The sequence below is a fragment of the Streptomyces sp. NBC_00289 genome, from assembly GCF_041435115.1.
Classification (GTDB): domain Bacteria; phylum Actinomycetota; class Actinomycetes; order Streptomycetales; family Streptomycetaceae; genus Streptomyces.
On the sequence record NZ_CP108046.1, the window covers coordinates 5253635 to 5275290 of the forward strand.

Annotated in this window: 22 protein-coding genes, 1 tRNA gene and 1 pseudogene; 15 read left to right on the forward strand and 9 right to left on the reverse strand. The window is 71.9% G+C overall.

Annotation, left to right across the window (positions count from 1 at the left end; translation table 11 throughout):
- Positions 1-166: 166 nt before the first annotated feature.
- From OG985_RS23790 to OG985_RS23800, 3 genes are all read left to right on the forward strand, one after another.
- A complete protein-coding gene (locus OG985_RS23790) occupies positions 167-619 on the forward strand; it encodes an ATP-binding protein (protein ID WP_371670358.1) in 453 nt (150 codons plus the stop codon).
- A gap of 117 nt (positions 620-736) precedes the next feature.
- Entirely contained in the window at positions 737-1687 is a 951-nt protein-coding gene (locus tag OG985_RS23795) for an intradiol ring-cleavage dioxygenase (RefSeq protein WP_371670359.1), read from the forward strand.
- A 9-nt stretch (positions 1688-1696) separates the two neighbouring features.
- A complete protein-coding gene (locus OG985_RS23800; protein WP_371670360.1) occupies positions 1697-2542 on the forward strand; it encodes a triphosphoribosyl-dephospho-CoA synthase in 846 nt (281 codons plus the stop codon).
- On the opposite strand, the gene OG985_RS23805 is transcribed toward OG985_RS23800, so the two are convergent.
- The 4 genes from OG985_RS23805 to OG985_RS23820 all read right to left on the reverse strand — a co-directional run bounded on the left by OG985_RS23805 (position 2511) and on the right by OG985_RS23820 (position 8659).
- Complete coding sequence (locus tag OG985_RS23805; RefSeq protein WP_371670361.1) at positions 2511-3890, reverse strand: MFS transporter; 1380 nt, start codon at positions 3888-3890, stop codon at positions 2511-2513. The two genes, OG985_RS23800 and OG985_RS23805, sit on opposite strands and share 32 nt — an antisense overlap.
- A 91-nt stretch (positions 3891-3981) precedes the next feature.
- Entirely contained in the window at positions 3982-5352 is a 1371-nt protein-coding gene (locus tag OG985_RS23810) for a PLP-dependent aminotransferase family protein (protein WP_371670363.1), read from the reverse strand.
- A 211-nt stretch (positions 5353-5563) separates the two neighbouring features.
- The gene (locus OG985_RS23815) at positions 5564-7054 is read right to left on the reverse strand and encodes an aminopeptidase P family protein (protein WP_371670364.1); all 1491 of its coding nucleotides are present in this window, start codon (positions 7052-7054) and stop codon (positions 5564-5566) included.
- Positions 7055-7147: 93 nt separating this feature from the next.
- Entirely contained in the window at positions 7148-8659 is a 1512-nt protein-coding gene (locus OG985_RS23820) for a PP2C family protein-serine/threonine phosphatase (RefSeq protein WP_371674477.1), read from the reverse strand.
- 481 nt (positions 8660-9140) lie between these two features.
- On the opposite strand from OG985_RS23820, the gene OG985_RS23825 reads away from it, so the two are divergent.
- Together OG985_RS23825 and OG985_RS23830 are read left to right on the forward strand one after the other, a co-directional pair.
- Positions 9141-9836, forward strand: coding sequence for a bifunctional DNA primase/polymerase (locus OG985_RS23825; RefSeq protein WP_371670365.1), 696 nt, complete (start codon positions 9141-9143; stop codon positions 9834-9836).
- A 56-nt stretch (positions 9837-9892) separates the two neighbouring features.
- Positions 9893-10462, forward strand: coding sequence for a hypothetical protein (locus OG985_RS23830; RefSeq protein ID WP_371670366.1), 570 nt, complete (start codon positions 9893-9895; stop codon positions 10460-10462).
- 255 nt (positions 10463-10717) lie between these two features.
- Here the strand turns inward: OG985_RS23830 and OG985_RS23835 are convergent, their stop codons facing one another.
- The 3 genes from OG985_RS23835 to OG985_RS23845 all read right to left on the reverse strand — a co-directional run bounded on the left by OG985_RS23835 (position 10718) and on the right by OG985_RS23845 (position 13428).
- Positions 10718-11704: a DUF5926 family protein gene (locus OG985_RS23835; protein ID WP_371670367.1), complete on the reverse strand. Its 987-nt coding sequence runs from the start codon at positions 11702-11704 to the stop codon at positions 10718-10720.
- A gap of 126 nt (positions 11705-11830) precedes the next feature.
- Positions 11831-12466, reverse strand: coding sequence for an ATP-binding protein (locus tag OG985_RS23840; RefSeq protein WP_371670368.1), 636 nt, complete (start codon positions 12464-12466; stop codon positions 11831-11833).
- A gap of 137 nt (positions 12467-12603) precedes the next feature.
- Positions 12604-13428 carry a glycerophosphodiester phosphodiesterase gene (locus OG985_RS23845; protein ID WP_371670369.1) on the reverse strand — a complete coding sequence of 275 codons (825 nt, stop codon included), beginning with the start codon at positions 13426-13428 and terminating at the stop codon, positions 12604-12606.
- Positions 13429-13696: 268 nt separating this feature from the next.
- On the opposite strand from OG985_RS23845, the gene OG985_RS23850 reads away from it, so the two are divergent.
- A complete protein-coding gene (locus tag OG985_RS23850) occupies positions 13697-15175 on the forward strand; it encodes a S1C family serine protease (protein WP_371670370.1) in 1479 nt (492 codons plus the stop codon).
- A 177-nt stretch (positions 15176-15352) separates the two neighbouring features.
- On the opposite strand, the gene OG985_RS23855 is transcribed toward OG985_RS23850, so the two are convergent.
- Positions 15353-16165 carry a hypothetical protein gene (locus tag OG985_RS23855; protein ID WP_371670371.1) on the reverse strand — a complete coding sequence of 271 codons (813 nt, stop codon included), beginning with the start codon at positions 16163-16165 and terminating at the stop codon, positions 15353-15355.
- A 308-nt stretch (positions 16166-16473) separates the two neighbouring features.
- Between OG985_RS23855 and OG985_RS23860 the strand changes: the two genes are divergently transcribed.
- Positions 16474-16560 (forward strand) — tRNA-Ser (locus tag OG985_RS23860).
- Between the two features lie 207 nt (positions 16561-16767).
- Positions 16768-17160: a hypothetical protein gene (locus tag OG985_RS23865; RefSeq protein ID WP_371670372.1), complete on the forward strand. Its 393-nt coding sequence runs from the start codon at positions 16768-16770 to the stop codon at positions 17158-17160.
- A gap of 465 nt (positions 17161-17625) precedes the next feature.
- On the opposite strand, the gene OG985_RS23870 is transcribed toward OG985_RS23865, so the two are convergent.
- On the reverse strand, positions 17626-18429 hold the full coding sequence (locus OG985_RS23870; RefSeq protein WP_371670373.1) for a transcriptional regulator: 804 nt from the start codon (positions 18427-18429) through the stop codon (positions 17626-17628).
- A gap of 188 nt (positions 18430-18617) precedes the next feature.
- Between OG985_RS23870 and OG985_RS23875 the strand changes: the two genes are divergently transcribed.
- The 7 genes and pseudogenes from OG985_RS23875 (at position 18618) to OG985_RS23905 (ending at position 21655) form a co-directional block, all read left to right on the forward strand.
- Positions 18618-19748: an FtsK/SpoIIIE domain-containing protein gene (locus OG985_RS23875; protein WP_371670374.1), complete on the forward strand. Its 1131-nt coding sequence runs from the start codon at positions 18618-18620 to the stop codon at positions 19746-19748.
- Positions 19749-19831: 83 nt separating this feature from the next.
- Positions 19832-20035 (forward strand): hypothetical protein, encoded by a 204-nt coding sequence (locus tag OG985_RS23880; protein ID WP_371670375.1) that lies wholly within the window; start codon positions 19832-19834, stop codon positions 20033-20035.
- Positions 20032-20214, forward strand: a complete 183-nt coding sequence (locus OG985_RS23885; RefSeq protein ID WP_371670376.1) for a hypothetical protein — start codon at positions 20032-20034, stop codon at positions 20212-20214. Before OG985_RS23880 ends, OG985_RS23885 begins: the two co-directional genes overlap by 4 nt.
- A gap of 72 nt (positions 20215-20286) precedes the next feature.
- A pseudogene (locus OG985_RS23890) lies at positions 20287-20943 on the forward strand (DUF2637 domain-containing protein).
- A 15-nt stretch (positions 20944-20958) separates the two neighbouring features.
- On the forward strand, positions 20959-21147 hold the full coding sequence (locus OG985_RS23895; RefSeq protein WP_371670377.1) for a mobile element transfer protein: 189 nt from the start codon (positions 20959-20961) through the stop codon (positions 21145-21147).
- A 14-nt stretch (positions 21148-21161) separates the two neighbouring features.
- Positions 21162-21317, forward strand: coding sequence for a hypothetical protein (locus tag OG985_RS23900; RefSeq protein ID WP_371670378.1), 156 nt, complete (start codon positions 21162-21164; stop codon positions 21315-21317).
- 23 nt (positions 21318-21340) lie between these two features.
- Complete coding sequence (locus tag OG985_RS23905; RefSeq protein ID WP_371670379.1) at positions 21341-21655, forward strand: SpdD protein; 315 nt, start codon at positions 21341-21343, stop codon at positions 21653-21655.
- Position 21656 lies beyond the last annotated feature (1 nt).

Below are 21656 nucleotides of genomic sequence, written 5' to 3' on the forward strand. Positions count from 1 at the left end.
CGCTACGACTGGAAGGTCACCCTCTGGTACCAGTCGCCCCACATACACCGCCAACTGCGCTCGGCACATCCCCCATATGGGCGGCATCACGTCAACTGTGTGCTTACACCCGGGCTCGGGCGGCAATACGTAACGGTATGTCGAGCCGCGGCCGGGAGGCTGGAGCATGAGCATCTGGTGGTCACTCCATTTGCGGCGTGAGGCTGCGAGCGTTCCGCTCGCCCGGCGCCTGCTGCTCGGCACGATGGAGTCGGCGGGGGTCGACCCCGACGTCTCCTACGACCTGTCCGTGGCCCTGAGCGAAGCCTGTGCGAACGCCGTCGAGCACGGCGGGGACACCGGGCGCGGAGGCTCGTCGGAGGCGTACCGCGTCACCGCCTACCTCGACGGCGAGAAGTGCCGTATCGAGGTGGCCGACTCGGGCCCCGGCTTCGCCCGCACCCAGGCCGTCCGCCCCGCGCCGGCTCCCGTCGGCTCCGAGCACGGGCGAGGCCTCTGTCTCATCCAGGAACTCGCCGACCACGTCCACATCGGCAACGAGCCGGGCCGGGGCGGCGCGGTGGTGCGCTTCGACAAGATCCTCAAGTGGAAGTCGGACCCCTCCCTCCTGACGGCGTAGGCCGGGCCGGGCGGCGACGGACCGCCACGGAACCGGGTTTCAGCTTCCTCAGCACTCTCAGCCCGTGCACAGCCCACACCCACGCCCTTGACTGGCCGCGTTCCTACGTTCATGTCCATGACGGGAAACCACAGGAACACCACGATCACCAGGCGCCGTGCGCTCGCGGTCACCGGAGGCACGCTCGCGGCCGGCGGCCTGGCCGTCGCCGGCTACCAGTCGGCCTTCGCGGACGACGCGACGGCGACCACCACCGAGGCGGCCGCCGCCTCCGCCACCAGCGGCACCTGCATGACCCTGATGTCGAGCGTCACGGAAGGCCCGTACTACCTCGACGGTGCCCTCGTGCGGAAGGACATCACCGAGGGCAAGAGCGGCGTCCCGCTGACGCTGCGCCTCACCGTCGTGGACGCCACCGACGGCTGCACGCCGGTCCCGGGCGCGGCCGTGGAGATCTGGCACTGCGACGCCTGGGGCTACTACTCCGGCTACACCACCGCCAACCCCGGCGGCTCGGCTCCGGCCGAGAGCGAGGACGGCTCGACCGCCGACGACCAGACCTATCTGCGCGGCTACCAGATCGCCAACGCCAACGGGGTGGTCAAGTTCGAGACGATCTTCCCGGGCTGGTACACCCCGCGCACCTGCCACATCCACGTCAAGGTGCACACCGGCGGCGAGAAGGAGGACGGCACCTACGAGGGCGGCAAGGTCAACTACACCGGCCAGCTGTTCTTCGCCGACGACATCGCCGAGGAGATCTTCACGCTGGAGCCGTACGCGAAGCACTCCGGCAGCTACACCACCCTCGACAACGACATGGTGTACGACGGCGGGGGCGCCACCAGCGGCCTCCTCACCCTCAAGGCCGTCCACAAGAGCGACCCGTCCAAGGGCTACAAGGGCTCCCTGACCTTCGGCGTCGACCCCGACGCCGAGAACACCGGCGCGGGCAGCGGCGGCGGTGGGACACCTCCGAGCGGCTCACCCGGCGACGCCCCGACCGGCACCCCGCCGAGTGACGCGCCGAGCGACAGCGCCTCCCCGTCGGCCTCGGCGTCTTCATAGGGGGCGGCCATGAGCGGTCCCGAGGACGAGGCGCTGGCGCGTGCCGCCGTGGACGCGCTGACCGGGCAGCTGGCCCTGCTGCCCAAGCCCGGTCTGCCCGACCCGCGTGACCTGAGTGCCCGTACGACCCGGGTGGACCACTGCTCCCTGCGCTGGTCGGCCAGGGCGCTCGCGCCCGGTCTGGTGGCGATGGCGGCCGCCGCCCGCCGTACCGGCGAGCCCACGCCCCGGCTCCGGGCGGAGCTGGGCGCGATCGGCCGGTGCACCGAGCACTCGGTCGCGCTCGCGGGCGGTGGCCACCGGGGCGCCCTGTGGGCGCTCGGCCTGCTGGTCGCGGCGGCCGCCCTCGACCCCGGTGCCGCGGCCCCGGACGTCGCCGCGGCCGCCAAGCGCATCGCCGCACACCCGGACAAGCGTGCCCCGCGGCGGCCCTCCCGGGGTTCGTCGGTCTCGGCGAAGTACGGCGCCGCCGGGGCACGCGGCGAGGCCCGGGCCGGATTCCCGCACGTGCGGCGGGCGTTGGACGCGCTCGCCGCGGCACGTTCGGCCGGCGCCACCGAACCGCAGGCCCGGCTGGACGCCCTGCTCACCGTGATGTCCACGCTCCAGGACACCGAACTCCTGCACGCGGCGGGGCCGTTGGGGCTCCGGCACGTCCAGGCGGGGGCCCGCGGGGTGCTGGAGGCGGGAGGTACGGCGACGGAGGCGGGCCGGCAGGCCCTGGCCGCCCTCGACACCGACCTCCACGCGCGCGTGTGGAGTCCCAGGGGCAGCGCGGGTCTGCTGGCCGGGGCGCTGTTCCTCGACTCGCTGCCGGTGCCCGTCAGTTCGCGGGCGCGGGCACGGGCGGCCTGATCTCCTCGCCCGCCCGGCCGGCGGCGGCCTTCCGCGCCGCCGGCCCCATCGCGTACGAGGCCGCCAGCGTCACCGCGCCCAGCAGCAGCCAGCCTGGCGTTCCCCACTCCACCAGCAGCGAGGTCAGGACGAGCGGGCCGAGGGTGCGGGCCACCGTGACGCCGGCCCCGAAGAAGCCCTGGTACTCGCCGACCCGGTCGGCGGGGGCCAGATCGAAGGACAGCTGCCAGGACCCCGCCGACTGCCCCATCTCGGCGGCCACCTGCAACACCGCGCCCACCACCAGGACGCCCACGGCCACCCGGGGGGAGGCCCCGGCGGACAGCGCGAACACCGCGCACGCCCCGAGCATCACCCAGCCCGACCGCCGCACCGCGCGCGTGGCCGACGCGAGCCCGGTCACCCCGCGTGCCGTCCGCACCTGGAAGGCCATCACCGCACCGGTGTTGAGCACGAACAGCGCGGAGACCAGCCAGGTCGGGGCGGTGGTCCGTTCGGCGATCCACAGCGGCAGCCCGAGGCTGAGCAGCGGCATCCGCAGCAGCAGAACCGTGTTGAGCAGCGTGACGAGGGCGTACGGCCGGTCGCGCAGGACGCCGGGCCGGCGCACGTCCCTCGACGTGGCCGGCGTGCCCGGCGCCCCCGGCGTGCCCGGCGTACCCGGCGTACCCGCCGTACCCGGCGTACCCGGCGTACCCGGCGTGCCCGCCGCAACCGCCGTGCCCGCCGCGACCGCCGTGCCCGCCGCGACCGCCGCCCCCGGCCTGACCGGCGCCACCGGAGTCAGCCGCAGCAGTACGCCCGCGCACATCAGGAAGCTCACCGCGTCCAGGGCGAACACCCCGAGGTACGCCGCCCGTGTCCCGGCGTGCAGCGCGAGTCCGCCGAGGCCGGCGCCGACGGCCAGACCGGCGTTGAGCGTCGACTGGAGGTGGGCCAGCAGCCCGGTCCGCTCCCCGGCGGACACCAGCCCGGCGAGCAGCGCCTGGCGGGCCGCGGCCAGCCCCGACTGGGCGGACGCGTAGGCACAGGCCGCCGCCACGAAGGGCACGAAGCCCCGCACGACCAGGAAGGAGGCGACCGCGAGTCCGGTGGCCAGGGCGAGGAGCACAGCCGTGCCCCGTGGTCCGCGCCGGTCCGCGAGCCGTCCCAGCGGCACGCCCACCAGTGAGCCGACCGCCCAGGCGAGGGTCAGCCCGAGTCCCACGCGCGCGGGGGCGAGGCCCACGACGTGGGTGAAGTAGAGGGCCGAGGTCACGTAGTAGGCGCCGTCGCCGACGGAGTTGGTCAACTGGGCCAGCGCCAGGACGCGTTGCGGGCCCGCGGGCGGGACGAGGGGGTTCGTCATGCCACCGAGCCTAGGAGCGGAGTGGACCCCCGGGCAGGCCCAATACGAAGCCTCTTCAGTGGTCCAATTCCGCCGGCCCGGGCTCAGGTGTTCAACCGCACTCCAGCACCTTGACCAGCACGTCCAGCGCCTCCGGGAACATCCGCTCCCGAGGCGTCCCGTAGCCCACGACCAGCCCCTGCGGCCGTCCCGCACCGCCCGGCGCGTGCCAGTGGTCGCCCAGGTGCCCGACGGCGAGCCCTTCCTCCTCGGCCCGCGCCAGTACCGCCGTCTCGTCGGCGACCTCCACCAGGGCGTGCAGACCGGCCGCGATCCCGCGCACGGGCCGGCGCGGGCCCAGCCGGTACAGCAGCTGGTCCCGGCGGCGCCGGTAGCGCAACCGGCAGGCGCGCACGTGGCGGTCGTAGGCGTGGCTGTCGATCAGCTCGGCGAGCGCCAACTGGCCGATGGTCTCGGTGTGGTGGTCGCTGTGCAACTTGGCGTCGGCGACCGCGTCGACCAGGTGCGGGGGCAGCACCATCCAGCCGAGCCGCAGCGCGGGCCCCAGCGTCTTGGACGCGGTGCCGAGGTAGGCGACCTGCCCCGGCGCCATCCCCTGGAGCGCGCCGACGGGCTGCCGGTCGTAGCGGAACTCCCCGTCGTAGTCGTCCTCGACGATCAGCCCGCCACGCGCGCGTGCCCAGTCGGTGAGCGCCCGCCGTCGCTCCGGGTGCAGGGTCACGCCCGTCGGGTACTGGTGGGCGGGCGTCAGGACGACGGCCGCCGCCCGGTCCAACCCCTCCGTGACGGCGCCCAGTTCGTCGACCCGCACCGGCAGCACGGTCCCGCCGCCCCGGCGCACCACCTCCCGGTGGAAGGGCAGCCCCGGATCCTCCATGGCGATGCCGGCACCGTCCAGGACGCGCGTGAGCAGCGACAGACCCTGGACGTACCCGGAGGTGATCACGATCCGCTCCGGCGGCGCGACCACTCCGCGGGCCCGGCCCAGGTACCCCGACAGCGCCGTACGCAGTTCGATCCGGCCGCGCGGGTCGCCGTAGTCGTACGCCAGTGAGGGTGCCGTCGCGATGGCGCGGCGCAGCGCCCGCAGCCACGCGGCGGCCGGGAACGTCCCGACGTCCGGGCTGCCCGGCCGCAGATCGAGGCGGGGCACGCGCGCGCGTGCGGCCGATCCCGGCGCCCGGGCGTCGAGGGACGGCAGCGAGGCGACCTCGGTACCCGAGCCCTGCCGGGCCGTGAGGTATCCCTCGGCGACCAGTTGGTCGTACGCCGCCTTCGCGGTCCCCCGGGAGATGCCGAGCTCGGTCGCCAGCCGCCGGGTCGCCGGCAACCGGGTCCCCGGTGTCAGCCGCCCGTCCCGCACGGCTTCGCGCAGTGCCCGTTCGAGCCCGGCCCGGCGTCCGTCCGCCGCGTCCGGCTCCAGATGCAGATCGACACCGACACCCGACCAGAAGTCGTCCACGAACCCCCCACATGAGTACCGCGCCCCCTCGGGGCGCGGAGCCGTACCGACCGCGGTCCCGCCGCACTGACGCGACCGGCCACCGAGTACCCGCGGACGCCCCACCGCCCACCCGCGAGTGACGAGCAAGCCACCCGCGGACGTGCGACCGACCGACCGTCGGCAGACGAATGGCCGGGCACTCACCAGTACCCGGCCACTCGGTCGTGCGTCAGCTCTTCAGCGCGGCCATCCAGGACTCGACCTCGGCCGACCGCCGGGGCAGGCCGTCGGACAGGTTCCGATTGCCGTCCTCGGTCACCAGGATGTCGTCCTCGATCCGCACCCCGATGCCCCGGTACTCCTCCGGCACGGTCAGGTCGTCGGCCTGGAAGTACAGACCGGGCTCGACGGTGAGCACCATGCCCGGCTCCAGCGTGCCGTCCACGTACGACTCCACGCGCGCGGCGGCGCAGTCGTGGACGTCCATGCCGAGCATGTGGCCGGTGCCGTGCAGGGTCCAGCGGCGCTGGAGGCCCAGCTCCAGGACCCGCTCGACGGGGCCCTCGACCAGGCCCCACTCGACGATCCGCTCGGCCAGCACGCGCTGCGCCGCGTCGTGGAAGTCGCGGTACTTGGCACCGGGCCGCACCGCCGCGATGCCGGCCTCCTGGGCGTCGTACACCGCGTCGTAGATCTTCCGCTGGATGTCGCTGTAGGTGCCGTTGACCGGCAGCGTGCGCGTGACGTCGGCGGTGTAGAGCGTGTGCGTCTCGACGCCGGCGTCGAGCAGCAGCAGGTCCCCGGAGCGCACCGGGCCGTCGTTGCGCACCCAGTGCAGCGTGCACGCGTGCGGGCCGGCGGCGGCGATGGTGCCGTAGCCGACGTCGTTGCCCTCCACCCGGGCGCGGAGGAAGAACGTGCCCTCGATGTAGCGCTCGCTGGTCGCCTCGGCCTTGTCGAGGACCCTGACCACGTCCTCGAAGCCGCGGACCGTCGAGTCGACGGCCTTCTGCAGCTCGCCGACCTCGAACGCGTCCTTGACCAGACGTGCCTCGGACAGGAAGACGCGCAGTTCCTCGTCCCGCTCGGCGGTGACCTTGTCGGTCAGTGCGGCCTCGACGCCGGCGTCGTGACCACGTACGACGCGGACCGGGCCGGTGGCCTCGCGCAGGGTGTCCGCCAGCTCGCGCACGTCGGAGGCGGGGATGCCGTACAGCTGCTCCGCCTCGGTGAGCGAGTGCCGGCGGCCGACCCACAGCTCGCCCTGGCCGGACAGCCAGAACTCGCCGTTCTCGCGGTCGGAGCGGGGCAGCAGGTAGATCGTGGCCCGGTGGCCGTCGGCGGTGGGCTCCAGGACGAGCACGCCGTCCTCGGTCTGGTTGCCGGTGAGGTACGCGTACTCGACGGACGCCCGGAAGGGGTACTCGGTGTCGTTCGAGCGGGTCTTCAGGTTGCCCGCGGGGACCACCAGACGCTCGCCCGGGAAGCGCGCGGACAGCGCGGCGCGGCGGGCGGCGGCCTCGGCGGCCTGGGGGACCGGCCGCAGGTCGCGCAGCTCGGTGTCGGCCCAGCCGGACTGCATGTTCTCCGCCAGCTCGTCGGACACGCCCGGGTACAGGCCGTTCTTGCGCTGCTTGACGGGCTCTTCCTCGGCAGTCTCCGGACCGGCTGCGGTAGCAGCGTCATCAGATACTGCCGGGAGCTGTTCTGCCACGGTCATCCTCCTAGATACGGCACTGGACCCCCTCCATCGTACGGTCGTACGGAAGGGGGCCCAGGGGGTGAGGACCTGTTACCGGTGGCTCACCGGCGTTCACTCGAAGTGTGCCGCCAGCAGGACGACGTCCTCCGCCGAGTCCGCCGCGTCCAGGCCGTCCGGCAGCACCGTCCGCAGCACGTGATCGGCGACCGCGCCCGGATCGTGCCGCAGGGCCCTCGGTACGCCGGCCGCCGCCGCGTGCAGCCGGGCGAAGGCGCGGTCGGTGGGGTCGCCGGTGCGGTGCAGCAGCCCGTCGGTGTACAGCAGGACCGTCTCTCCCGGCTCCGCCTGGATCTCCACGCTCGGCGCCTCCCAGCAGGCGAGCATCCCGAGCGGCGCGGACACGGAGGTCTCCACGAACTCCGTGCGCCGCTCGCCGATCAGCAGCGGCGGGCTGTGCCCGGCACCGGCGAGGGTGATCTTGCGCAGGGCCGGCTCGCAGTAGGCGAACAGAGCGGTCGCGGAGCGGGCGGGCTCGGTCAGTCGGAGCAGCAGTTCCAGGTCGGACAGGACGGCGACCGGGTCCTCGCCCTCCATCACGGCGTACGCCCGCAGGCTGGCCCGCAGCCGTCCCATCGCGGCGACGGCGCTCGGCCCGGAGCCGGTCACCGAGCCCACCGCCAGGCCCAGCGCGGCGTCCGGCAGGGGCAGCGCGTCGTACCAGTCGCCGCCGCCGCGCGGGCCGGTGCGGTGCCGGGCGGCGAGCCGGACGCCGGCCACCCGGGGCAGGCGTGAGGGCAGCAGTTCCTCGGACATCGTCGCCATGCATGCGCGCGTGCGCTCGATCTCCAGGAGGCGGGCCAGGTGCTCGGTGGCGTAGCGGACGTAGAGGCCGACAAGGTGGCGCTGGCGTTCGCCGGGCTCGGCGGGCTCGTCGTACAGCCACACGGCGGCGCCGAGCCGGCCGATGTCCTCGGAGGTCAGCGGGAGCGCGTAGCTGGCGGCGTAGCCGAGTCGGGCGGCCACCTCGCGGTGCCGGGGATCGAGGGCGTCCTCGGCGAACAGGTCGGGCTCGGCGATCTCGCCGTCCGCGCCGGGCAGCCCTTCGAGGATCCGGCCGTACGACAGGGAACTGCGCGGCACGGTCTCGATGTGCCCGAGGTCGGCCCGCGCGAGGCCGAGGCCGATGGTGGTGTCCGGGCCCAGCCCGTCGCCCGGCTCCAGCACGACCAGACCGCGCCGGGCACCCACCAGGGCGGCTCCGGCGCGCAGCAGTTCCTGGAGGGCGTCGGCGAGCGTGTCGGTCCGGACCAGGCGTTCGGTGAGTTCGTGGAGTGTCGTGAGGTCGGAGACCCAGGCGGCGAGACGGTCCTGGAGCAGGGCACTCGGTGCGTGGGGCGGTGGGGCCGGGGAGGTGCCCGAGGCGGCGGGCGCGGGCGCGACAGTGTGTGCGGGCGCGGGAACCGTTGAATCGATTCCAGCCACTTTCGAAGGGTGAGGGGCGTTCATGGCGTCCGGCTTTCCGACCGGTGCGTTTTGCTCAAAAGCATCGCAAACCCCCATGTCATTCTGCGCCGCTAGCGGTGTCTCCACATGTACACGCACTCGTGAGGGGATGTCCAGCATTGTCCTGCCGGGATTCCTGGTGTCCATGGGCAACCAGGGCACTTCGTACAGAATGGCAAAGTTGGCTTAAAACTGACTCGGGTAAGGGCCTATTGCGGTCGACTGGGCTTGCTCGACGGAGCGTCACAGCGGTCGTGATGGGTACGTACTCGGAGAAGGCCAGGGGTGGTTGACAGTCGCCCGGAACCTGGTGACGGACCCGGGCGTCTTAGCCACCGACGACCGTGCCCCATCCTCCCGCGTCGGAGGCGAAGAGAAATACGCGCGACAGCAAAACGCCAGACTTCGCCACCCCCGCGCCACGTCCATGCTTTTGATGGACGCAGTATGGAAACGGACACAGCCAGACGTTCGGCCCATAGGGACCCCCTTGTCTCCGACCGGGGTGTGATGCGCCAACAGGTACGCACAGTGAAGTGATCGACACATGGTGTGATGGACCACGGTGTTGCCGGCGTGCAACGGAAAGGAACGAGCGCTCATGCGCGAGATCCTCGGAAGGCGACGCAGGCTCCTGTCCCAGCGCAGCGACGGGCGGCCTGAGTTGATCGGCGCGGCCCTGACCTTCGCGACGGAATGGCAGTGGCCCGTACTCCCCGGCGTGGCGGCGGATCCGCGGGGACGGGGCGGCTGTGCCTGCCCCGACCCGGACTGCTCGGTGCCCGGCGCACATCCCTTCGACCCCGGCCTCCTCGCGGCCACCACCGACGAACGCATGGTGCGCTGGTGGTGGACCAACCGGCCCACCGCGCCGATCGTCCTGGCCACCGGGGCCCCCTCCCGCTCGGCCGGAGCCCTGGGCGGGGGAGCACCCTGCGCGGTCAGCCTGCCCGCCGCCGCGGCCGCCCGGGCCCTCGCCGCGCTCGACCGCAGAGGCATGCGTCTCGGCCCGGTCGTCGCCGCGCCCACCCGCTGGGCGCTGCTCGTGAAGCCGTACTCGATGGAACAGCTGGGCGAACTGCTCTACGCCCAGGACTTCGTCCCCGGCTCGCTCCGCTTCCACGGCGAGGGCGGCTACCTCGCCCTGCCCCCCTCCGAGTCCGGCCAGGGCCCGATCACCTGGGAGCGCGCACCGCTGCCCGGCTCGGCCGCCCCCTGGGTGCCCGACGTGGAGGCCGTGGTGGACGCGGTCGTCGAGGCGCTCACTCGTACGGGTGTGAGCGCACCCGAGTTGTAAGGGTGTCGGGCGCGCGCGGAACGCCCTGACCGTCCCCGCTCGTTATGTTCCCCACCATGAACCTCCGTCTGCTCGCCCTCGCGGGCGTCGTGGCGTGCGCGGTCGCGCTGCCGCTGGCCGTGGCGTCCGCGGGACCGGTGGGCGAGGAGGGTCGCTCGGCCGTACGGTCCGTACGCACCGCGCTGCCCGCTCCCCCCTCGCCGGCTCCGCTGCGCGCCGACGACAAGGCGTCCCCCGCCGAATCCGGCCGCTCGCCCCTCCTGCTCGGCCTGGGCCTGGCCACCGCCGCCCGCTGCGGCCCCGAACTGGCCTCCCCGGACGGAATCGAGGCGCAGACCTGCGTCATGACGCAGGGGGAGGAGACCTGGGCGCGCACCTACTACCGCAACGCGACCGGCGGCGCGGTGGACTCCATGCTGAGCCTGCTGGGGCCGGCCGGCCGCACCGTGCAGATGCGCTGCGTGGTGGGTGCCGAGGACGAGCCGGGGACCTGCGAGACACCCCGGGAGCGACTGCGGGGGAAGCCGGACGCCTACACGGCGGTCACGGAGTTCGCCACGCGGGCCGGACAGGGGCCGCTGCTGCTGCGGTCGGGGAGCAACTCCGGGGCGCCTGCGGGGAGTTGACGGGTGCCGTCATTCCGTAAAGGAAGAGGCGCATGAAAAGACCCGGTTGCTGGCGACGGGGGATGCACCAGCAACCGGGCTACTCGAACGGTAACAAGAGATCGGCTGTTCGCAAATTCGATCTCGGGGATTCCTCGGCTATTCGGACACCGACTGGCTTGACTTCTACGGGAGTTGCCCGAGGAGCCCGCCCGTTCGGCACCGCGCCGTGCGACTGACCGACCGGTCAGCCGCACGGCACGTGGTACCTGTGGGTCAGCTGAGCGTGACCTGTCGGTTGGTCAGACCGCCGCGCGCCCGGCGCTCGTCCGCGGTGAGCGGCGCGTCCGAGGCCAGAGCCCCGGCGAGGCGCTCGGCGAACTCGGCGGCGGGCTTCTCGATGTCCTCCGCCGTCACTCCGCTCGGCAGATCCCAGACCGGCACGGTCAGGCCGTGAGCGCGGAAGGAACCGACGAGACGGGTGCCCTCGCCGAGGTTCGAGCGGCCCGCCGCGTGCAGCCGCGCGAGAGCGTCCAGAAGCTGCTCCTCCGGGTGCGGCATGACCCAGCGCAGGTGGTTCTTCTCCGGGGTCTCGCACCAGTAGGCGGCGTCCACGCCCGTCAGCTTCGCGGTCGGGATGGCCGCGGCGTTCGCCCGCTCCAGGGAGGCGGCGACCTCCGGCGTGGAGTTCTCCGGGTCCGGGACCCAGAACTCGAAGCCCGGGTGCACAACTGGCTCGAACGCGCCTTCGGGGTCGAGCAGGTCCTGCAGACGCGGACCGTCGGCCGGGGCACGGCGGCCCTGGACCGGCGTTCCCGGCTCCGCGGTGAGCGCGCGCCGAAGGGTGTCGGCGAGGTCACGGCTGATGTCGCCGGACGCCGTGTCGTTCTGCAGGCCCAGCAGCACCGAGCCGTCGTCGCGGCGCAGGGCGGGCCAGGCCATCGGAAGGACCGTGGCGAGGGTGACCGACGGGACGCCCTCGGGGAGGCCGCCCTTCAGGGGCAGCGCGACCGTGGCGGCCGGGACCAGCTCGCGCATCGCCACCCAGTCGCACTCGCCCGGCAGTCCGTCGAACGGGCGGTGCACCAGCTCGGTCGCGGCGTGCGCGGCGGCACGGCCGTGGCAGGCCTTGTAGCGGCGGCCGCTGCCGCAGGGGCAGGGCTCACGCGCGCCGACGACCGGAACCTCTCCGTCGGCGCCGACGCTGACCGCATCGCTGGGCTGCGGCCGCTTGGCCTTCGTCTGGGGTCGCTTCTTGGCCATCGTGGGTGTCTCCCGGTTACGGCTCGTCTCGTACGGGCGGGAGCCTAGCCGTTTGTGCCGTCTCCGACGGGACCCTGTGGACAACGCCCCGGTCCGGCCGGGTCGGCCCCGGGCCCGACCATGACCTCAGTCCAGGTCGTCGAAGGCGTCCGCGAAGTCCAGGCCGGGCAGTGCCACGGCCGGGGCCGTGACGCGCGTAGCGAAGTCGTCGCGCCGGTGCCTGGCGTCCGGATCATGAACATCGTCGTGGACGATCACCCACACGGTGACCTCGCCGCAGGTGTCGTCCCGGACGCCCCAGTCGTTGGCCAGCGCGGTGATGATGTTGAGCCCGCGGCCGCCGTGCGCGGTGACCGAGGGCGTGGCCGGAGCAGGGCGCGTGGGCCCGCCCCCGTCCGTCACCTCGACCGTGAGTCTGCCGCCCGTCTCCACGCGCCACGCGGCGCGCACGTCGCCGTCCCCGGCCAGCGCGTCACCCAGCGGCCGGCCGTGCTTGCACGCATTGCTCAGGAGTTCGGAAAGGATCAGTACGGCATCGTCGATGACCGATTCCGACACACCCCCCGTACGCAGCTGATCGCGCATGCAGTGTCTCGCCTTGCCCACGCCCGCAGGGCCATGGGGTACGGCCATGCTCGACGACGTGGGCACCTCCTGTGCCACCACCAACGCCACCCCCGAGACCTCCTTTGCCCCACGCCACGGTGTGGATGCCCCATTGGCCTGTACCGGAAACCGGCCAATCCACGTCCGGCGACGCATTCACCACGCTCGAACACGGACCGAACGCGCCGGAGCACTCCCTGTGAGTGCGTGGCCGGAACTCGACGGTGTGGCCGAGATCGGAGAATGCTGCACCGGCCCGGCCGGGTCAAGGCTCCGTCACAGGTCTTTACCAGTCAGCGACCGAGTTGACGCAGCACCGCGCGCGGGCGGTTGGTGATGAGGGCGTCGACGCCCAGGTCGACGCAGAGTTCCACGTCCTGGGGCTCGTTCACGGTCCACACGTGCACCTGGTGACCGGCCCCCTTCAGGCGCTCGATGTACCCGGGGTGGTTGCGCACGATCCGCATCGAGGGGCCCGCGATCCGGACACCGGCGGGCAGCCGGCCGTCACGCAGCCGGGGCGAGACGAACTGCATCAGATAGACCGTCGGCAGGGTCGGCGAGGCGGCCCGCACCCGGTGCAGCGAGCGCGCCGAGAAGCTCATCACACGGATCGTGGACTCCGCGGGCGCCGGGGCGTCGAGCCCGAACCGTTTCAGCAGCACCAGCAGCCGCTCCTCCACCTGCCCCGCCCAGCGCGTGGGGTGCTTGGTCTCGATCGCCAGCTCCACCGTCCGACCGGCGTCGGCGACGAGCTCCAGCAGCCGCTCCAGGGTGAGGACGGAGGTGTCCTCCAGGTCCTCGGGGCGGTGCTCCCAGTCCGGTTCCTCGTCCCGGCCGCGCCACGACTCCCGGTTCTTCCACGAGCCGAAGTCGAGGGTGGCGAGATCGGCGAGCTCGAGCGCCGAGACGGCGCCACGGCCGTTGGACGTACGGTTCACCCGCCGGTCGTGGACGCAGACGAGATGCCCGTCCGCGGTCAGGCGTACGTCGCACTCGAGGGCGTCGGCACCGTCCTCGATGGCCTTCCGGTACGCGGCCAGCGTGTGCTCGGGCGCTTCTTCGGAGGCGCCGCGGTGGGCGACGACTTGGGTTCGGTGCGGTCGTGCGTGGGTCACCGCGTCATGGTGCCACCGTGCGGGGGTACGCGTGGCACACGAGGGCCGCATGAAGGTTACGGATTGCGCCTTTTTAGTACTACAGGTCCTATATAAAGGATGGCCTCGGACGCACAGTAACCGCTTATGGTGCCCTGACGTCCCGTGGGAAAAGCTGGCGGCATACAAAAGCACATGCACAGCTGCATCGCGCCGGACCGTCGACAAGCGTGAACGGGCGTGGCCGAGTGCGTACCGGAACAACAGCCGTGGATCTAGGAGTAAAGCTGTGAACACCGAGAACGAGGGCACTGCGGTACCCCCGGCCCCGTCCGCACCTCCCGTGCCGGTGGACTCCCCCGCAGCCTCCCCGCAGGCCGCCGCGCCCGGCAGCGGAGCACCGACGACCCCGCCGCCCTCGGTGCCGCAGGGCCCGCCCGCCGCACCGGAGCAGGAACTGGTGCACGCCGGTCAGTCCCCCGCGTACGCCTCGGCGGGCTCCCCTGGGCAGGCACCGTACGGCGCGGGGCCCGCCCCCGAGGGCGGTTGGCCGCCTCCGCCGCCCGCCACGCCCTCGTACGCCGACGGCGGAGGCGACAGCGGCGGTTGGGGCTCCTCCTACCAGCAGCATCAGCCGGCGCCGAAGCCCCGCAGCGGGCGCGGTGGCCTCGTCGCCGCCATCCTGGTGGCCGCGCTGGTCGCGGGCGGCCTGGGCGGCGGCCTCGGCTACACCCTGGCCAAGAACAACGACAACGGCTCCTCCACCACGGTCTCCGCCTCCGACAGCGGCGGCTCCGTCAAGCGCGACCCGGGCACGACCGCGGGCGTCGCCGCCAAGGCCCTGCCGAGCACCGTCACCATCCAGGCCGAGAGCACCAGTGGCGAGGGCGGCACCGGCACCGGGTTCGTCTTCGACACCGAGGGCCACATCGTCACCAACAACCACGTGGTGGCGGACGCGGTCGACGGCGGCAAGCTCTCGGCCACGTTCCCCGACGGCAAGAAGTACGACGCCGAGGTCGTCGGCCACGCGCAGGGCTACGACGTGGCCGTCATCAAGCTCAAGAACGCCCCGTCGAACCTCAACCCCCTCACGCTGGGCAACTCCGACAAGGTGGCCGTCGGCGACTCGACCATCGCGATCGGCGCGCCCTTCGGCCTGTCCAACACGGTCACGACCGGCATCATCAGCGCCAAGGACCGCCCGGTCGCGTCGAGTGACGGCAGTGGCAGCAACGCCTCGTACATGAGCGCCCTGCAGACCGACGCCTCGATCAACCCGGGCAACTCCGGCGGCCCGCTGCTGGACGCGCAGGGCAACGTCATCGGCATCAACTCCGCGATCCAGTCCACCGGCAGCGGCGGCCTGGGCGGCACCACCCAGTCCGGCTCGATCGGCCTGGGCTTCGCCATCCCGATCAACCAGGCCAAGTACGTCGCCCAGCAGCTGATCAAGACGGGCAAGCCGGTCTACGCCAAGATCGGCGCGTCGGTCTCCCTCGACGAGTCGACGAACGGGGCGAAGATCACCGAACAGGGTGCCAGCGGTTCCGCCGCCGTCGAGTCGGGCGGCCCCGCGGCCAAGGCCGGCCTCAAGCCCGGCGACGTCATCACCAAGCTCGACGACCACGTGATCGACTCCGGTCCGACCCTGATCGGCGAGATCTGGACCCACCAGCCCGGCGACAAGGTGACGATCACCTACGAGCGCGGCGGCAAGACCCACACGGTCGACCTCACCCTCGGCTCCCGCCAGGGCGACAGCTGACCGCGGACTCGGACCCGGCCTAGGACTCGGCTTCCGCCAACGGCCCGGAGGCGGAAGCCGCCCCCGAGGCCACGGCGACCGCGGCTGGGCGGTCCGCTGAGACGCGTCACCGAAAGAGGCGGTCTGCCGGAAGCGTGACTTCCGGCAGACCGCCTCCGTTCGTCGCGAGCCACAGGATCAGAGAACGGCACCGTCAGTGATCTTGGTGGCGATGCCGTTCTCGATCACGACCTCGGCCTCCACGCCCTTCTTGGCGGCCTTCTCCAGGTCGGCCTCCTCGCACGGGGCGTCCACCTTCGAGCCGGCGGCGCCGCAGATCTGGCCCCCGCCCAGGATCACGGTGTCCTCGGCGAGGTAGAAGGCCTGCTGCTCTCCGCCGGAGCCCCGGGCCGAGGCACCGTCGACCAGGTACTTTCCGGGCGCCACGTACCGCACGATGCCGTACCAGGTCCCGTCGACACCCTTGCCCTTGTCGAGGCCCTCCACGACGGTCTCGCCGGAGTCGGACCCGGAGCCGGACGTGCTGCCGTCGGACGGGCTCCCGGAGCCGGAGGAGGACGTGGCGGCGCGGCGCTCGGTGATCTGCGTCGCGCTGCCGTCCTTCATCACCACATCGGCCTTGACGGAGCGTCCGTCCCTGGTGGCGGTCTCCAGGTCGGCCTCCTCGCACGGGGCGTCCACCTTCGAGGAGGCGTCGCCGCAGATCGTGCCCGCGCCGAGGATCCTGGTGTCGTCCGCGATCCAGAACTGCTGGTCGGACTTTCCGGACACGCTGACGATGTACTTGCCCGAAGCGAGGTACTTCACCGTCCCGCCCGCGAAGCTGCCGCTGACGCCCTTGCCGCCGGACTTGTTCGCCGCCACGGCCGTGTCGGCCTTGCCGGAGGAGCTGTCGGCGGCGTCGTCGCCCTGGTTGCACGCCGTCATCAGCAGGGTGCCGCCCAGGAGCGCGGCGGAGACGAGAAAGGCCTTGCGACGGTTGCGCACCATGGGTCGATTCCCCTGCGTAGTCGGTGGGTTGGTGCCGAGGTGAGGTCGGTTCCCCGGCGCCTGTCTGATCACTATGAGGGGGCCGGGACCCGAACAGATGCCTCGGTCCTTGATCCAGGACGACCCCGTCACGGTCCCGTGACATGAACAACCCGGGGCAACGGATTCGCCCCTGCCACCCTCGGCGGCCGGACGTCCACCGGCACTCGCCTGATCGCGCTCGAACCGACCCCGCGCGGACCACGCCCCCGCGAGACGCCCGCGCCCGGTACGCTGTACCCGCTCCGTCCCTGGTGGGCCGGGGCGCGGGTGGGTTGCCCGAGCGGCCTAAGGGAACGGTCTTGAAAACCGTCGTGGCAGCGATGTCACCGTGGGTTCAAATCCCACACCCACCGCAGGCGAACGGCCCCTGACCAGCTACATCGGTCGGGGGCCTTCGGCTTGGTCGGTGTCCGAGGGCTCCCGCTGTTCCCCGTGGTTTCCCGGTCTACCGGGCACGCAAGGGGCACGGCAACTGTTGTTCCTGGTGGGGAGTCGCCCCCGGTTGGGTAGAGCCAGCGCAACGTGTTGCCTGTGCCCAGGTGAAAGAGGTGGGGTATTTCATGGACCGGGTGCTGCGGTGGTCCGATGAGCTTGCCAGTTCGGACGTGGAGGCGATCGAGCGCTTCCTTGGGCCGAGACTCCGCCAGGTGCAAGAGACTCAGCCGCCTGGGTCCGACGAGCATCGGGCCGCAGCGAGCGTGTCCAACCTGCTGTCTGAGGTCGTCCCGATCTTGAGTTCTTACATCCAAGCAATGTCGCTGCCTCCCTTTGGTACGGCAGCGGAGCGATCTGCAAACACCGAGCGGCTTAGCAGCGGGATCCTCCTGCACTGGAACTGGCTGGTGTGCATGGCCGAGCCATGGCGGGAGGAGCCTGGATTCGACCACGTCCGTTGGAAGCGTCTGTACATCCGCAACGCAGAGCAGCAAGCCCTTGTCGAAAGATTCAGGTGAAGCGGGTGTTCTCTCGGTCCTGCCCCTAGGAGCTCAGACGCCGAGCTGCGCTTCCTTTACCACCACTCGCCCTGGCTCCCATCCCGTCTGCCGTCGACCCACACACCGTGGAGCGGGCGTGGTTCAGGGCGTCAAGGTGGAGCGCGCCACTGTACGAACGACCTTGACGCCCTGGGCCGCGACTGCTCGGCTCTGCCTGGGTCGACGGCAGACGGGATGGGAGCTCCCGCACCAGCCACTCACGGCCGGCACCCGCGAACGGCGCCCCCGCCATCCTGGAGCCTGAGCGCCCCCGCCGGAGGCATGTCCTTGACCTGCGGGTGACTCCTCACTTCTGCCCGCTGCACGTAGCGCGCCGCCGGGCGCGGCCAGCCGGGGCGCAGACAGGAGGCAGGCCGCGCCGCAGAGGCGGCGCGCGCCCGCGCCGTGCGCGGGCCTTGATGAGGTAGAGAAACCTGTAACAGGTCAGATCACGGCACAACGCTCTGCAAGCTCCCGCAGCGCATCGGGTACGCGCCGGTTCGAGAGCTGGACGAGGTCCCGCACGATCTCGCGCGCCAAGTGATGATCGTGGACCTGTTCCGGAGCCACCGTTTCGGCTTCCAGGAGCGCGGCGGTTGCCTCGCCGACATGCCGGCGCTGCGCGTGGGCCCGTGCCACATCTAGCAGAAATCGCGCCTGGCGTTCAGTCGAGAGCCCACCTGCGTCGACTTCCGCGGCTACTTCCAGCGCCAAGCCGGCGTCTCCGAGTTCTACCGCCGTGCTCACCGCGTGAAGTTGGACGTTCGTCGGGCCGAACTCGGTGTCGAAGTCGTTCCTGTCCTCCCCCAGGCGCTCGGCGATCTCCTCTGCCCGGGTGAGGTGTGCATGGGTCTGAGGGCGGTTGCCTTCCCGTGCATTGATCACTGCCAGGACGAGGTTCATGGCCCCCAGAAGTGACAGCTCCTCGGGAGGGCAGGCGGGGTCCTCCGCCCGCGGGTCCAGGACTTCGACTGCCGACTTGGCCGCTTGTTCGGCCTGGTCCATCTGCTGTTGCCGCATGAAAGCGTGAGCCATGCGGAACAGCCCGGCAACGACCTCCAGGGGCTTGCCGGCCATCTCGGCGGCTTGGAGGGCGCGGTCCGAGGCGACCCACGCCGCGTCCGCCTGGTCCTGTCGTGTGAAGCTCGCGGCGGCCACCTGGTAGGTACGCGCCCTCAGCGAATGCAGCTCGGCGCGGTCGGCCGCCGGCGCATGGCGCACTGCCACCTCAATGCTGGGGAGCAGCATGGCGAGATGATCGCTCAGAGCCGCAAAGCTCGACGCGTGTACGTACTCCCAAGCCTCGCCCACGAGTCGGCGGAAGTCGGCAAGAGACGGAGTGGGGGAACTGGGCCCTCGATCGAACAGACTGCTCAACGCGGGATGCCCCGTAAGGGCGACACGGAGCCCGTCTAGATCGTTGTTTTCTGGGGCTGGTGCGATTTCTTCCGGATCTGGTGCAGCCGGTGCCGCCGAAGGTCCGCCGGGTCCGGGGAACCTCGACCGGTCTGCGCATCACGCTGCGGCTGCCCGCGGGTCTGGAGCCGGCGGATGTCGTGGCTTCCTCGGAACGCCTGCGCCACGCCTGGGGCGTGCACTCGGTGAACGTGACCGAGACGAAGCCGGGGTTCGTGGAACTGCGGATGACCGGCTATGACGTGCTGCGCCGGGTGCGGATGCCGCGCAAGGCTCGCCCTCACGACATGATCGTGCCGGTCGCCTTGCGGGAGGACGGGACCGCCTTCGTCCGCGACTACCGCAAGGTGCCCATGGCGCTGACCCTGGGCGCCAATCAGTCCGGCAAGTCGATGTATCAGCGCAACCTGGTCAAGGGCCTGGCTCAACTGCCGGTGGCCTTGGTCGGCATCGACTGCAAGCGTGGTGTCGAACAGTCCGCCTACGCATCCCGGCTGTCGGCGCTTGCCACGACTCCGGATGATGCCGCCTCGCTGCTGGATGTCCTGGTCGCCGAGATGGAATCTCGCTTCGACCTGTTGAGCCTGCACGGCGTCTCGGACCTGTGGGAGCTGCCGGAGACGGTGCGGCCGGCGCCCATCGTGGTCTTGGTGGACGAGATAGCTGAACTGTTCCTGATCTCCTCCCGCAAGGATGAGGAGCGCCGCGAACGCCTGGTCACTTCGCTGATCCGGCTCGCACAGATGGCCCGGGCCGCCGGGATCTTTCTGGAGATCTGCGGGCAGCGCTTCGGTTCCGAACTCGGCAAGGGCGCCACGATGCTCCGCGCTCAGCTCACCGGCCGTGTGGTGCACCGGGTCAACGACAAGCAGACCGCCGAAATGGGCCTCGGGGACGTCGCCCCCGAAGCCGTCCCGCTGGTCACCACGATTCCGCCGGACAAGGCCGGGCTTGCGGTCGCCGCTGATTCCTCCGGCGGCTGGTCCCGCATCCGCACCCCGATGACGACGCCGGCCGAAGCCACGGCGGTGTGCCGGGAGTTCGCCCACCTGGTCCCGCACCTGCCCGCCCTCGACCCGTTCCGGCCCTACGTTCCCGCGCCGAAGGTCGACGGCCCGTCGCTGGTCAAGCCGATCCCGGCCACCGACTAGCCCTCTGCTCCACCCCCGGTTGGCGTGACCGTCTCGCGCCAGGTCCCTACCCGAGCCATGCCGCAATCCGGAGGACCCATCCCATGTGTGAGCACATCGAGGACTTCCAGCGCACGGTGCTGATGCTCGGCGCGCTGGCCCTGTACGCGGACCAGGCCGACGCCGACGACGCGTTCATCGAGGCGGTGGGCCCGTCGCTGGCCGCCTCCCTGCCCGAGCCGCCGCCCGGCGTCTTCCCGCCCGGCTACGACCCCGACCAGGGTCCCGACTACCCCGGCGGCTGGTGAGACCTGTGGTCGCCAAGAAGCGCACCCCGCGCCCCGCCCCTGTCCCGGCGAAGTGCGGGCCCTGTCAGGGCACCGGTGAGGTCGCCCGCACGGTCCACGTGGGCCGCAAGCGCCGTGTGGTCGGCGAACAGTCCGGCATCTGCCTGGCCTGCTTCGGCACCGGCGAAGCCACCGACTGACCTCGCCGGGACCGGGCGGCCGGACCCAGCTCCCCGCCCGCCCCGGCCCAACCCCTTGAAGGAGGTGAAGACATGTCCCGCTCGATCCGACCGGATGCCGTGCTCGTTCAGGCCGTCATTGCCGGCGCGCTGTCCTTCGCCCACCTGCACGACCTGGCCGAAGCCGCCGGACAGTCCGGCTGGAAAGCCTGGGCCTACCCCATCAGCGTCGACCTGCTCCTTGTCGCCGCATGGCGCCGGCTACGCACCGCCCGCCGCGACCGCTCCGCCTGGACCTGGTTCGTGATCGCCCTGTTCGCCTCACTCGGCGCGAACGTCGCCACCGCCGGACTCCTCGACCTGGCTCACGTGCCCGACTGGCTGTGCATCCTCGTCGCCGGCTGGCCCGCCCTGGCCTTCCTCGGCGGCACCCTCCTCGTCCACGCACCCACCGACACCCCGGCACCGGCCGCGGCTCCTGCACAGGCTGTGGACGAACCGACCCCGACCGGTGTCGACGTACGCCGCGAAGAGCCCGCCCCTCTGGCTGCCCCGGAGCTGCCGGCCGCACCGCCTGTTCCGGCTCCTGCGGTGACGGTGCCGGCCGCGCTCCTGGATCACGCCCGGAAGATCGCCGAAAGCCACCGCGCCGCAACTTGATCTCCGATGGCCGCGGACGCCTTGTCTGCCCGGCTCGGGCTGCCCGGTCCGATGACCGAGGCCATTGCCGCGCAACTCCAACTCACCTGATCGGAAAGGACCGTCATGCCCGTCCACCGCCGCTTCCGCGACGTGATCCGTATCGGCCCCGTCCAGGTCGCCACCTACTTCGACGGACGCGGCCGGGACAAGCACACGGCGGCCTGCTCCGCCCCCGGCTGCGGCTTCTCCGCCGACTACCACGACCGTTCTGGCGCCGAACTCGCCGCCCGCACCCACCGCTGCAAGGCCTGACAGGAGACCTCGTCATGGACGTTCCGCTCTGGCTCGCCCTGATCGTCGTCGGAGCCCTCGGCGTCAAGCTCGTCCGCCCGCCCTGGTGGCTCGTGGCTGTCCTCCTGCTCGGCGGCTACCTCCTCGCCGACAGCTTCCTCGGCCCCGCCATCGGCACCGCCGTCAAGTAACCCAATCCGAAGGGATCACAGCCGTGTTCACCCCGAAGTACCCCACCCCGGACACCGCCCCACCGCCCACCTCCGCACCCGCCCCGGCCCCGGCGTCCGACCCCGTGGCCAGCGTGCCGGCCACGGCCTCGGCTGCGGTGGCTCCGGTCTCGAACCGGCCGACCATCCAGCTCACCCCCGGCACCACGCTCGCCCTCGTCGGCGGCGGTACCGCCGTGGTCCTCGTCGTCGGCGCGGTCCTGGTCTCCCTGCTCCTGGCCGTCGCCATCACCGGAATGTCCGTGGCCGTCGTCGCGGTCGTCCTCCGCTCGATGCTCAACCAGGAAAGGAACCACTGAG

Excerpts from the sequence above, each read along its gene's own strand:
- OG985_RS23815 (WP_371670364.1), bottom strand. The coding sequence starts at position 7,054 with ATGACCGTGGCAGAACAGCTCCCGGCAGTATCTGATGACGCTGCTACC.
- OG985_RS23830 (WP_371670366.1), top strand. The coding sequence starts at position 9,893 with ATGAACCTCCGTCTGCTCGCCCTCGCGGGCGTCGTGGCGTGCGCGGTC.
- OG985_RS23855 (WP_371670371.1), bottom strand. The coding sequence starts at position 16,165 with ATGGTGCGCAACCGTCGCAAGGCCTTTCTCGTCTCCGCCGCGCTCCTG.
- OG985_RS23895 (WP_371670377.1), top strand. The coding sequence starts at position 20,959 with ATGCCCGTCCACCGCCGCTTCCGCGACGTGATCCGTATCGGCCCCGTC.
- OG985_RS23795 (WP_371670359.1), top strand. The coding sequence starts at position 737 with ATGACGGGAAACCACAGGAACACCACGATCACCAGGCGCCGTGCGCTC.
- OG985_RS23820 (WP_371674477.1), bottom strand. The coding sequence starts at position 8,659 with ATGCTGGACATCCCCTCACGAGTGCGTGTACATGTGGAGACACCGCTA.
- OG985_RS23840 (WP_371670368.1), bottom strand. The coding sequence starts at position 12,466 with ATGCGTCGCCGGACGTGGATTGGCCGGTTTCCGGTACAGGCCAATGGG.
- OG985_RS23880 (WP_371670375.1), top strand. The coding sequence starts at position 19,832 with ATGTGTGAGCACATCGAGGACTTCCAGCGCACGGTGCTGATGCTCGGC.
- OG985_RS23805 (WP_371670361.1), bottom strand. The coding sequence starts at position 3,890 with ATGACGAACCCCCTCGTCCCGCCCGCGGGCCCGCAACGCGTCCTGGCG.
- OG985_RS23825 (WP_371670365.1), top strand. The coding sequence starts at position 9,141 with ATGCGCGAGATCCTCGGAAGGCGACGCAGGCTCCTGTCCCAGCGCAGC.
- OG985_RS23835 (WP_371670367.1), bottom strand. The coding sequence starts at position 11,704 with ATGGCCAAGAAGCGACCCCAGACGAAGGCCAAGCGGCCGCAGCCCAGC.
- OG985_RS23870 (WP_371670373.1), bottom strand. The coding sequence starts at position 18,429 with ATGCTGCTCCCCAGCATTGAGGTGGCAGTGCGCCATGCGCCGGCGGCC.
- OG985_RS23790 (WP_371670358.1), top strand. The coding sequence starts at position 167 with ATGAGCATCTGGTGGTCACTCCATTTGCGGCGTGAGGCTGCGAGCGTT.
- OG985_RS23800 (WP_371670360.1), top strand. The coding sequence starts at position 1,697 with ATGAGCGGTCCCGAGGACGAGGCGCTGGCGCGTGCCGCCGTGGACGCG.
- OG985_RS23900 (WP_371670378.1), top strand. The coding sequence starts at position 21,162 with ATGGACGTTCCGCTCTGGCTCGCCCTGATCGTCGTCGGAGCCCTCGGC.
- OG985_RS23865 (WP_371670372.1), top strand. The coding sequence starts at position 16,768 with ATGGACCGGGTGCTGCGGTGGTCCGATGAGCTTGCCAGTTCGGACGTG.